Genomic DNA, 12,407 nt, shown 5'->3' on the forward strand with positions numbered 1-12,407 from the left:
GCGCCGGAGCGAGGGGGCTCCCCGCCCGCCTCGCTGCCGGCGCGATCGTGTTCGCGGTGGCGGGCATCGGCATCGGTTGGTGGCTCGGCGGCGGGGACTGGCCGCGGCCCCCGAGGGCAGCCGACAGCACCGAGCTAGAGCGCATGCGCCTGGCCGTCATCGCGGCGGGCCGACAAGCCAGCGGGACAGTGACCGGGCCGGCCGGCGAGCTTGCGGCGCCGGCGGACACAGCCCCACCTGCGGCCCGAACGGCGCCTTCGACCACCCCGCCGACAACACAGCCGCCCACGACGGCGGTCGAGGCCACGTCGTCCTCGCCCGGTGCGGGAGCGACCGCCTTGCCGCTCGAGGCTGGCGAGCCACCCTCCACCGGGCCGGTCACCGCATCGGCGGCCGCCGTTGACGCGGCGGACCCGCCGTGGCCCGCATCCGATGCGGGTTCGGTGACTGCCGCACCGGTGCCTGTGGCCGGCCCGACGCCGTCGGAATCCCCGACCAGCACCGCGCTACCCCCGGCGGCGGAAACGGCGAGGACCGGCCTGGGCGAGGCCCTGCCCGCCTTGCCGAGCCCATCCGCATCCGACCCCGCCATCTCGGCAAGCCTTGGGGGAGGCGGCTCGACGACGGACGAGCTCCCACTCGACGGTAGCGGCGCAGCCGCAGCGGCGCCTGCCGACACGAGGCCTGCCGACGCGAGGCCTGCGGGCGAGCCGCCGCCCCCGAGGGCGGCAGCGTCGGCAGCGCTCGCCTCGCCCACGCCGGCCACCTGCACGGGCGCGGCCGCGGTGCTGGGCCTTTGCGAGCCGGCGGCCGGGGTCATGCCGCAGGCGACACGAAGCCCGATGCCATCGCCGCCCGAGCTGACCGCCCCGCCCGCCGCGGATGCCGTGCCCGCCGCGGACGCTGTGCCATCCGAATCGCTAAGTGCCGCACCGCTCGCAGCACCGCTCGCGGCGCCCTGCGAGCCGAACCGGGCGGCACTCGGGCTGTGCGAACGCTGAATCCACGCCATTGACGAAGGGGAGGTCTTCCATGCTCCATCTGCCGCGCACGCTGCACGCCTTGGCCGCAGCACTGTTGACCACGCTGACCGCCGCCACGGCCCTGGTGTCGCCGGGCGCCGCCCTTGCGCAGCCGGCGCCATCGACGCCGACGGTCTCGTACAAGATCGTCACCGCATCCGAACGCGGCACCTACATCCAGATCGGGCGTGACCTCGCGCGCTTCGTGGCACCGCAGGCGGGCATCGAGCTCGAGGCGCTTGCCTCCAAGGGCTCGGCCGACAACGTCAGCCGGCTGCGCTACGACACCGGCGTCAAGCTCGCGATCGTGCAGTCCGACGTCTACCAGGCTTTTGTGGACTACGCGGACGCCGGGAACGCCGTCGCGGCCGACCTGATCCGGCCGCTGCGCGTCGTGCTGCCGCTGTACGACGAGGAGATCTATTTCGTCGTGCGCACCGATTCGCCGCTGCAGTACGTGCATGAGATCAAGGGCCGCAAAATCAACATCGGCCCCCTGCAGAGCGGCACGGCCATGAGCGCATCGACGATCTACCGGCTCATGTTCGACGAGCCGCTAACCGACGCGGCGACCAGCACGCTGACCAACGAAGAGGCACTGCTGAAGCTGACGACCGAAGGCTCGGTCGATGTGGTCGTGATCGTCGCCGGCCAGCCGGCCAAGCTGCTGGCCGACATGAAGCCCGAGGCCAAGCAGTTGGTGCGGCTGCTGAAGGTCGACCCGGGCAATCCCGGGACCCAGGCCGCACTGCAGACCTATGGCGCCGCAACGATCCGCTCGGCGAGCTACCCGAACTGGCTCGACCAGGACGTTTCCGGCCTTGCCGTGAAGGCCTATCTGGTGACCTACGACTACACCTACCGTGTGACGACCGGCAAGCTGGCGCGCTTCGCGCAGTCGCTTTGCGAGAACTTCGCGGTGCTGCAGACCGAGGGCCATCCGAAATGGCGCGACGTGCGGCTCGATCTACCACCGCTGGGCCGCGGCTGGCGCTACTACACGCCGATCGAGCGGGTGCTGCGCCGCTGCACTGCCGCTCAAGAGCAAGCCCCGCAGCCCGCGCCGGCCGCCCCCGCGTCGGCGACGTGCACGCAGCAGGAGCGCATCCTGGGGCTGTGTCGGACACCCTGACGGCGGGGCGTGCCGGGCCCTTCTTGCGTTGCGGACGTCGCATGCCCGCTAGTCAGGGCAGCGAACTCACGCTGCCGACCACAGCGGTCTCTCCATTGCACCGCCTTAGCTCCGTCCGCCGCTCGCCGGGACATCCCCAGTGCGCTGCGCGGAGCCGCGCCGCGCGAGCCACAGCAGGCCCGCTGCGATCAGCAGCAGTGGCGCCAGCGAACCGAGGTTCAGCCAATTCCACCCTTGCGTGGTCACCAGAGCACCGGACGAGAACGAACTGAGGGCCATCACCGCAAATAGCAAAAAGTTCAAGGCCGCCTGAGCGCGGTTTCTCTCCTCCGGCGCATAGGCAGACAGCGACAGCGTCGTGCTGCCGGTGAAAAGGAAGTTCCAGCCGACACCGAGCAGGAACAACGCGACGGTGAAGTGGTGCAAATCGACACCGGGCAACGCGATCGCCACACACATCACGTTCAGCGCCACGCCTACTCCCATCACCGGCAAGGGGCCGAAGCGATGGATCAGGTGGCCAGTGACGAAGCCCGGCGCGAACATGCCGATCACGTGCCATTGCAGCACCAGTGCGGCATCGGAAAACGGCATGCCGCACTGCTGCATTGCAAGCGGCGTGGCCGCCATCAGCAGATTCATCACGCCATAACTCAGCGCACCGCCGCCCGCCGCAACGATGAACACGGGCTGGCGAACGATCTGCCCGAGGGTGCGTCCGGCCGACGCGAAGGCTCGTCCGGCCGCCGGCGGGAAGCGCATGAATCCGAGCAGCACCATCGCCAGGGCCGCCACGATCGCCAGCGCGATGTAGGCGCCGACGAATGGCGCGTCTGAAAGAGCCTGGGTCTGCGCGGCCAGGTTGGGACCGAGCACCGCGCCGATCAGGCCACCGGCCATCACCAGGGACACCGCCTTTTCGCGGGCGGTCGGCGCAGCGAGTTCGGCCGATGCGAAGCGGTACAACTGGCCGTTGGCCGAGTAGTAGCCGGCCAGGACCGTGGCCGCGCACAGCAGCCAGAAGTTGCGCGTGAATGCCGCAAAGGCGCACAACAACGCTGAGACGAGCGCCACGGCCAGCCCCAGCCCGAACCCGGCCTTGCGCCCGAAGCGGCTCTGCGCCCAAGCGACCGGCGCTGTGAAAAGGGCGCCGCCGATAACGTAGCCCATCACCGGCAGCGTCGCCATCCAACTGAACGGCGCGAGCGCCAGCCCGACGAGTCCGTTGATGGCAATGAAGGTGATGTTGTTGGTCAGAAAGAGTCCTTGCAGGACGGCAAGGAGCCAGAGGTTGCCGTTCACAGGTGCTCCATCTTTGATACCAAACGGGATTCTGATCGCGTCGGAGGGCACAACCTGCGATAGACCTCGTCAGCGCTTCGAGGAAGCGCTCGATCGTCGGGGGTGCGTTCGCAATAACAATGAACTCCAGAATCTCGCCGGATTTGGAGGGCGATTCGGTGATCACGCCCTGCACTATCGAACTGACGCTCGCGGCCAAGTCCCGACATCTCGATTCGTTCGTTGGCCGTCGGCTTCAGACTGAGGCTGTGTGAAAACGCCTTGATTGGCTGAGGTGATCGCCTAAGGTGAGGCAACGCGACTTGGGGCGGGCCACATGAAGCGATTCATCGAAGGCGAGGAGCGCAGCCAGATCACGCTGCTGCCAGAGTGTCTGGACGACTACATCGCAGACGACAACCCAGTGCGAGTCGTTGATGTCTTCGTCGATGAGCTGAAGCTGCACAAGCTTGGCTTCGATGGTGTCAAGCCCGCGGCAACCGGTCGGCCGTCGTACCACCCGGCGGTGCTGCTGAAGATCTACGTCTACGGCTACCTCAACCAAGTCCAGTCGAGCCGCCGCCTGGAGCGTGAAGCGCAGCGCAACGTCGAACTGATGTGGCTGACCGGCCGCCTCACGCCTGACTTCAAGACCATCGCCGACTTCCGCAAGGACCACCCAGACGCGATCCGCAGGGTGTGCCGCGAGTTCGTCCTGCTGTGCAGGCGGCTCAGGCTGTTCGCCGACGGCATCGTTGCCATCGACGGGAGCAAGTTCAAGGCAGTCAACAACCGCGACAAGAACTTCACCAGCCACAAGATCCAAGTGCGGATGCAGCAGCTGGAGCACAGCATCAACCGCTACCTGACCGAGCTCGATCGCGCCGATCGTGATCCGGCGCTCGTGCTTCCCCAGAGGGCGGCGCGCCTGAAGGAAAAGATCGCCAAGATCAAGCAGCAAATGCGAGGCCTCGGCGAAATCGAAGAGCAGTTGCAGGCCTCGCAGGAGCGGCAAGTCTCCCTGACCGATCCTGACGCGCGCTCCATGGCAACCAGCCGCCTGGGTTCAGCAGTGGTTGGGTACAACGTTCAGACCGCCGTCGATACGCGGCACCACCTGATCGTTGCGCACGAGGTGACCAACGCCGTGACGGACCGTGGACAGCTGGCCGCAATGGCGAAGGCTGCCAAGGAGGCGGCCGCACATCCGAGGCCGATCGTTCTGGCGGACCGTGGCTACTTCGAGGGGTACCAGATCCTCGAATGTGAACGGGCAGGTATCGCGGCGATGGTGCCCAAGCCACTGACCTCGGGCGGCAAGTTCGAGGGGCGCTTCGACAAGCGCGACTTCATCTACGACAGTCAGCGCGACGTGTACCGGTGCCCTGCCGGGCACACTGCCATCCATCGGTTCACCACTGTCGAGGATGGCAAGACGCTTCACAAGTACTGGTCGTCTGCATGCCCCGATTGCCACCTGAAGAAACAGTGCACTCCGGCTCCGAATCGACGCATCAGTCGCTGGGAGCATGAGGATGTTCTCGAGATGGTCCAGGCGCGCCTTGACGGCGCGCCCGAAGCCTCTCGACTACGACAGCGCACGGTGGAGCACGTATTCGGCACGTTGAAGGCGTGGATGGGATCCACGCACTTCCTGACCAGAACACTGCCCCGCGTGCGAACTGAGATGAGTCTGCAGGTGCTGGCGTACAACCTGCGGCGAGTGATCAAGATCCTCGGCGCTACCAAGCTGATCGCGGAGATGAGAGCGTAAGGGCGCAGCGCCCGGCGAGCGCGCGCGTGCGACTGCAACTCCCGCTGCTGACTGACAGCGGCGGTCGCCAGCCATGCCTTGCAGCTGCCCGCCAAAGCTGTTTGCACACAGCCTCGACTGGGTGCGGCCGGTCGAGCGCGGCGGTCGAGGGGCAGCAAACGGCAGGACCGGTCGCTCAGGAGCCGCGGCCGCGAGTGTCGGCTGTACCCTGAAATCTGCCCTTCACCCCCAGCTTTGTGGAGGAGTGCCAGGCTGCCGGTCGATGACCGGTCTCATGGTCGGGCACCTGACGCTCTCGACCCATCACCGACATTGGCGACGCTGAACTCGTCGCCCAAAAGCGGACGGTCGGGGTGTGTTCGAGAACGGCACTTTTAGCCGGCGTTATGGAATGGCGAGCTCACTCGTGCGCCGCTTTGCGAGAGCGAAGATCCTTTGCCAGGTGCAAACCGCGGTTTGATGCTTCTTGAATCTTGCGTCGGCCTGTATCCTTCCCACACCATATGGCCGCTTAAAGCCCAACACCCAGCGTGCTCTAGCGCTCGTGCGCGGCTCATTCTTAACTGCCTGACCCGCCATTGGTGAAGCATTTGCACCTGCCGCTTGACCGTCTAAATTTGCCCGCTCCTCCGGCCGGCTACACGGTTGTTGCAGCCCTCGGCAGCGATTGGTATCGCAGTCGCCGCGAGGCCGATGGCGCGCCGATCCTGCTGCATCTGCAGCGCGATGCTTCCTCCTTGCATGCTCGTAAGCTCGCAGCGCACGTCGACGCCGCCGCTGTGCTGCTAGCCAAACCGCTCGGGGGGGGACCATGGGCAGTGCACGAGGACGCGGGTCACCTGGAGTTGATCGCGTCATCCACATTGCTGCAGGGCGGACTGGGATGCGACCTGCCGCGGTGGCTGACCTGTGCGCGTGCGCTGGCCGCGGCGCTGGCCGCATTGCACCGCCATCATGTGGCGCATTTGGACATCCGGCCTGCGAACGCATGGTTTGACGGCACCAGCGGCCAAGCGCGCTACAGCGGTTTCGCCCATGCCCGCCTGCTGCATTACGGCACCGTTGCGCCCCAAGCCGGTTTCGAAACGGAACGATTGCCGTATGTCTCACCCGAGCAGACCGGCCGCCTGGCGCTTGGGGTCGATCACCGCAGCGACCTGTACTCGCTGGGCGTGCTGCTCTTTGAACTGGCCACGGGGCGGCTGCCCTTCAAGGCCACCGATGCGCTCGAATGGATACACAGCCATGTGGCCCGGCGGCCTCCTTCACCGCTGGAATTCGCGCCCACGCTGCCGCCGGTGCTGGCCGACATCATCCTGAAGCTGCTGGTCAAGGCGCCCGATGAGCGCTACCAAAGCGCGGCCGCCTTGGTACGCGACCTCGAACGCTGCCAGCAGACGCTCGATGGCCAGGGCCGCATCGAGGCGTTCGCGCTGGCACTTGGGGACATGCGGCAAACGCTCGAAATTTCGCCGGCCCTGATCGGCCGCGAGCGTGAACTCGCCGCTCTGCGCGCCGCGCTGCAGGAGGCGCACGGCGGCGCGGCGCCAGTGGTTGTGGTGTTCGGCTTCTCGGGCATCGGCAAGTCGGTCTTGGTGCGGGGCGCGGCGGCGGGCAGCGTTCTGCTGCTCGTCGAGGGCAAGTTCGACCAGTACCAGCGCGACACACCCTACGCCACGCTGGTCCAGGCGTTTCGCGCACAGCTGCGGCACGTGCTTGGCCAAGACGACGTTTCACTGCAAGCCTGGCGGGCGCGGCTGCGCGATGCCTTGGGCAGCAACGGCAAGGTGATTGCTGAGGTCGTGCCGGACCTGGAGCTGGTGCTGGGTGCGCAGAGCCCGGTGCCCGAGCTGGGGCCGGCCGAAGCACGCAACCGGTTCAGCATGGTGTTCTCGCGCTTCGTCCAGGCGTTCGCAACGCGAGACAGGCCGCTGCTGCTGTTTCTGGACGACATGCAGTGGGCGGACAGTGCCACGCTGGAGCTGCTGCAAAGGCTGACTGTCGGATCGGAGCTGCGCCACGTCTGCTTGGTGCTGGCTTACCGGGACAACGAGGTGGACGCACAGCATCCGCTGCGCACGCTGCTTACCCAGCTAGACGCTGGCGGCGTTGTGCCACGGCACACCGAGCTGGGGCCGCTTGGCCTGGAAGGCATCAGCGAGCATTTGGCGGCCAGCCTGTCCCGCAGCCCGCATGCAGTGCGCCCGCTGGCGCGGTTGGTGCTGCAGAAAACGGGCGGCAACCCGTTCTTCGTCAATGAATTCCTCAAAACGTTGTATGAAAAAAGGCTGCTCGCGCCTGATGCCTCCACTGGCGGCTGGGCCTGGGATCTCGCCTGCATCGAAGCCGAGGACATTACAGACAACCTGATCGACCTGCTGGTGGATCGGCTTGGCATCTTGTCACCGGCAACTCAAGAGGCGCTGACGCTTACTGCGGCGTTCGGCAACCAGGTCGAGCTGGAGCGGTTGGCCACGCTGCTACGACAGCCGATTCCGGTCACCGTGGGGGTGATCGCGCCTGCGTCGTCGATGGGCCTCGTGACTTGGCTCCACGGTGCTGACACGCCCACGCTGCGCTTTGCGCATGACCGCATCCAGCAAGCCGCTTATAGCCTTACGCCCGCGGCGGCCCGCGCTGCTTTGCACCTGCGCATCGGCCGGTTGCTTCTGGGCGACGCAAGCGAGCAGTTGGATGAAGCGGTCCTTTTCGATGTGGTCAACCAGCTCAATGCGGGGGTTGCGCTGATCGACCATCCCGATGAGCGGGACCGATTGGGCTGGCTCAACGCCGCGGCTGGCCGGCGTGCCATGAAGGCCGTGGCCTACGACTCGGCGCTGCGTTACTTCGATGCTGCCGACTTGCTGCTGAACCTTCCGGCGGCGGACTACACCTCCAGCTTCACGCTGCAGCGCGACCACGCCGAGTGCCAATTCCTTGCCGGCCGGCTGGTGATCGCCGAGGCCAGCTTCGAGCGGCTGGTCGCCCTGGCACGCAACGACATCGACCGCGCCGCGGTGTACTACTTGTGGGTGCGACTGCAGCAGGTTGCGGGCGACTTCAGGCGCGCGCTGGAATTGGGCTTGCAGGCGCTGGCCTTCCTCGGGATCGCACCGCCCGAGTCGACACCGGAGCTGGCGCAGGCGGTAATACAGGAGCGCCGCGCCATCGACGCATGGGTGACAGGGCACAGCATTCCCGCCGTCGCGCAGCTGCCCACAACGAGCGATGCGCACGCGCGCGCCACGATCTCCATGCTCACCACGCTCGGGCCTCCGACTTACTTGGCCAAACCGGACCTTTTCCCGCTGCTGGTCAGCAAGGCGGTCAACCTGTCACTGCAGCATGGCAATTGCGAGGATTCCTGCTTTGCCTACAGCATGTACTCGATGCTGCTAGTGTCCAGCTTCGGTGACGTCCCGGCCGGGTTCGAGTTTTCGCACATGTCGATCAGCTTGAACGAGCGATTTGCCGATCCGAAGTTGAAGGGCACGGTCCTGCATATCCATGGCAGCCATATCAACTCCTGGCGCAACCCATTTCCCACTAGCTTTTCGTTCCTCGAGCGCGGATTCGCGGCTTGCGTCGAGGCCGGCGACCTCACCGTTGCCAGCTACAACGGCTTTCAGGGTAGCTGGCAGTACATCATGGCCGCCGCCCGGCTGCCGGATGCCGATCCGGTGTTGGACAAGTACCTCGACTTCGCGCGGCGGATCGGCCAGCGCCCAGTCTGGCTCACGATCCGGGCACAACGCCAGCTGCAGCGCGCGCTGCAGGGCCTCACTGCCGAGGAAGGCTTGCTTGACGGCGAAGGCTTCGACACCGCAGCGGCGCTGGAGGACATCGAGGCGGGCGCTTTTAAGAGTGGCACCGCGCACGTGCACATGGCACGGCTTGTGTTGGCCTTGACCTTCGGCGACTTCGCCACGGCGCACGCGGCTGCGACGCACGCCGCGCTGGCCTTGGACGCGGTGTCATCGCTGCCGATCGAAGCAGATTTCCATTTCTACCGGGCGCTTGCGCTGGCGGCCACGGCTGACGACGCCCACGGCCTGGACAGCGAATCGCTTGCCGCGATGGAGCAGGACATCCAGCGCCTGCATGACTGGGCGCGCCACGGACCGGCCAACTTCGAGCACCGACACGTCTTGCTGACGGCCGAGCAGGCCCGTCTGGCCGGCGATGCACGTTCAGCGATGGGCCTGTATGAGCGCGCCGCCGCCCTGGCCATCGACCATGGCGCGCTGCGCGACGCAGCGCTCAGCTGCGAAACGGCCGCCCGTTTTTATATGACCAGCGGCGCGAACAGCGCAGGCCGGACCGCCCTGCGCGCCGCTGCAGGGCACTATCGCGAGTGGGGCGCTTTCGGCAAACAGCGCCAGATCGAACGCAGCCTTGGCCCGGAGCCGGTCCAGACTGCGGGCCGAAAAGAGACCCCCGACTTGTTGGCCGAGTCCGTCGACCTTCTGTCGCTCACCAAGGCCATGCAGGCAATCTCGGGCGAGATAGACCGCGACCGGCTGCTGCAGACGTTGATGCGCAACGTGCTCGAACAGGCCGGTGCGCAAAGCGCGCAACTGGTGCTGTGCGAGCCTACGGGCGACAAGGTCGTCATCGGCAGCTCGGCCGGCGACGACCCGCCGCCGGGCGGGACCGCCGCGGATCTGCCGCAGTCGCTGATCGCCTACGTCAAGCGCAGCCGCGATCCGGTCGTGCTGCACGACGCCGGCGACCGCCACCGCTTTTCCGCCGACCCCGCCTGGGCGCCGCGGCAGGCCCGCTCGGTTCTCTGCCTGCCGATCGGCAAGCAGGCCGACCTGCTCGGACTCCTTTACCTGGAAAATAACCTGGCGCCGGGCGCGTTCTCGCCCGATCGAATCCTGACGCTCGAGGTGCTGGCCGGTCAGATCGCCATCTCCCTGGACAATTCGCGCCTGTATGCCGAAGTCGTGGCAAGCACTGAACGCCTGGATCAAGCGGTGGCAGCAGCGGAACTGGCGGTGTGGACCTGGCACCTGGACAGCGGGCACGTGGCATCCAACCCCACCATGGCGCGGCTTTACGGACGTACCGTCACCTCGCTGGATGAGGCCATGGCCACCGTACACCCTGACGACCGGGCGCCGGTGCAGGCCACCCTCGACCAAGTGGTGATCGGCAGCGTCAACGAGTTCACCCTCGAGCACCGCGTTCTCCACCCCAACGGCACCGTGCGAGAGGTGGAGGCACGCGGCAGCATCACCCGTCGCAACAGCGCCGGCCGTGCGATCACGATGTCGGGCGTGACGCATGACATCACCGAGCGCAACCAGGCTCTGAAGCGCCGGCAAGCCCTGCTGGTCGAGCAGGCGGCCCGGGCGGAGGCCGACGCCGGCAACCGGGCCAAGGATGCATTCCTGGCCACGCTGGCGCATGAATTGCGCAATCCTCTGGCGCCCATCGTTACCGGCTTGCAGCTGTTGGAACGCGGCGCCGACGCCCCGGCAGTGGCCCGCCTAGCCCCCATGATGCGGCGCCACGCCACCCACATGGTTCGCCTGGTCGATGACCTGCTGGAAGTCTCGCGGCTTACCCACGGCAAGATCGAGTTGCAGCGGCGGCGCATCGACCTGGCCGACGTGGCACAAGGCGCGCTGGAGGCTGTGCAGCCCCTGATGGAAGAGCGCCGTCATGTGCTGAGGGTGCAAGGCCCCGCACCTGGCACCCTCTGGCTGGATGCCGATCCCGTGCGACTGGGCCAGGTCTTGGCCAACCTGCTCAACAACGCGGCCAAATTCACCCCGCCGGGCGGGCACATCACGCTGGCCGTGCAGCCAAAGGCGCAATCCGTTTTGATCTCCGTGCGCGACGATGGCCAGGGCATCCCGGCGACGCTGCTGCCACGGGTCTTCGATATGTTCGCGCAGGGCGAACCCGATCTAGCGAGCGCGGCGAGCATCGGCAGAGGCGGCTTGGGCATCGGCCTGTCGCTGGTGCGAGGGCTGGTGGAGCTTCACGGCGGAGAAGTGACGGTTACCAGCGAGGGGCCGGGCTGCGGCAGCGAATTCGTTGTTCAGCTGCCGCTAGCCATGTCCTCTGCCGCCGCGCCAGTCGCTGCGGTTGCGTCGGCCGAGGCAGCCGCACCTGCAGCGGGCTTGCACGTGCTGCTGGTCGACGACAACCGCGACGCCGCGGACAGCCTGGGTGAGATGATCAAGTTGTTGGGCGCGGAGGCGCGCGCCGTCTATGACGGCCCGTCGGCGCTGGCGGCCATCGAGGCGCAGCCGCCGACCTTGGCTTTCATAGACATCGGCATGCCCGGCATGGACGGCCACGAGCTGGCGCGCCGCATCCGGGCGCAGCCACGCCATGCTGCGATGACGCTGGTGGCGCTCACCGGCTGGGGCCAGGCGCAAGACCGCGAACGCACGCGCGCGGCTGGCTTCGATGACCACTTGGTCAAGCCGGTCGAGATCGACACGCTGCAGGCCATCCTAGGACGCGAGGCGCCCACGTGACTGGTGGTTCCGACAGGCTAGCAGCGTTCTTTCGCTGTGCAGGGTCTGGTCCGGGCGCCGCGCCATATTGATGTCGCGCCCCGCGGGCGCTGATAGCTGCCGCCGGTTGACGACCGCTTTTGGCCGCAGCCGGCCGCTCGATAAGCGCGCCGACAGCCGCCGTTAAGTACGCGAGTCGCGCGCGTCGATGACCGGTGCTGCACACCAATACCGTCGGCTCTTCGGCCAGGAGCCGACTGCGGCCATTGGCGCCATTGCTGGTGCGGTCATCGTCCTCGGCATGCGCTCTATCACGGACTGGATCACCGCGCTCATCGCCGTCGTCACGGTCGCCATCCTTTGGCGCTTCAAGAAGCTGCCCGAACCGATCATCGTGCTTGCGGCCGCGCTGATCGGCCTGCTGGTACACCCGTTGCTCGTCGTAGCGTGAGATCACGGAAGGACCGAACCATGAAACACCTCGTGGGCCTGATGGCAGTGCTGGTCTCCGGCGCCTGCCTGGCGCAAACGGACGCCTTTGACGGCTATGTCGCCGGGAAGACACCTGACGGTTGGACCTGCGGCAAGACCGGGAAGAGAGGTGGCCTCGGAAATCCGAACACGACGATAAGTGGAAACTCTGCTTCATGAACCCGGGCTGAGAGCTCGAGAAAGCAGGAAGGCCATGAGCAAGAGACCACGCAGGAACCACTCAGCGCTGT

5 protein-coding genes and 1 pseudogene are annotated in these 12,407 nt (G+C 66.8%); 5 read left to right on the forward strand and 1 reads right to left on the reverse strand.

The window, feature by feature from the left end; translation table 11 throughout:
- Nucleotides 1-1,032: 1,032 nt before the first annotated feature.
- Entirely contained in the window at nt 1,033-2,154 is a 1,122-nt protein-coding gene (locus H0W40_RS16775) for a TAXI family TRAP transporter solute-binding subunit (RefSeq protein WP_292448477.1), read from the forward strand.
- Nucleotides 2,155-2,259: 105 nt separating this feature from the next.
- On the opposite strand, the gene H0W40_RS16780 is transcribed toward H0W40_RS16775, so the two are convergent.
- Nucleotides 2,260-3,456, reverse strand: a complete 1,197-nt coding sequence (locus H0W40_RS16780) for an MFS transporter (RefSeq protein WP_292448481.1) — start codon at nt 3,454-3,456, stop codon at nt 2,260-2,262.
- Nucleotides 3,457-3,772: 316 nt separating this feature from the next.
- On the opposite strand from H0W40_RS16780, the gene H0W40_RS16785 reads away from it, so the two are divergent.
- From H0W40_RS16785 to H0W40_RS16800, 4 genes and pseudogenes are all read left to right on the forward strand, one after another.
- Nucleotides 3,773-5,209 (forward strand): IS1182 family transposase, encoded by a 1,437-nt coding sequence (locus H0W40_RS16785; RefSeq protein WP_292448483.1) that lies wholly within the window; start codon nt 3,773-3,775, stop codon nt 5,207-5,209.
- Between the two features lie 617 nt (nt 5,210-5,826).
- Nucleotides 5,827-11,706 carry an AAA family ATPase gene (locus tag H0W40_RS16790; RefSeq protein WP_292448484.1) on the forward strand — a complete coding sequence of 1,960 codons (5,880 nt, stop codon included), beginning with the start codon at nt 5,827-5,829 and terminating at the stop codon, nt 11,704-11,706.
- A gap of 238 nt (nt 11,707-11,944) precedes the next feature.
- Nucleotides 11,945-12,136 (forward strand): annotated as a pseudogene (locus tag H0W40_RS16795) (chromate transporter); the annotation flags it as partial.
- Nucleotides 12,137-12,156: 20 nt separating this feature from the next.
- A complete protein-coding gene (locus H0W40_RS16800; RefSeq protein ID WP_292448486.1) occupies nt 12,157-12,336 on the forward strand; it encodes a hypothetical protein in 180 nt (59 codons plus the stop codon).
- The last annotated feature ends 71 nt before the right edge of the window (nt 12,337-12,407 follow it).

It is taken from the genome of Methylibium sp. (genome assembly GCF_013817345.1).
In the GTDB taxonomy this organism is placed as follows: Bacteria; Pseudomonadota; Gammaproteobacteria; order Burkholderiales; family Burkholderiaceae_C; genus Methylibium.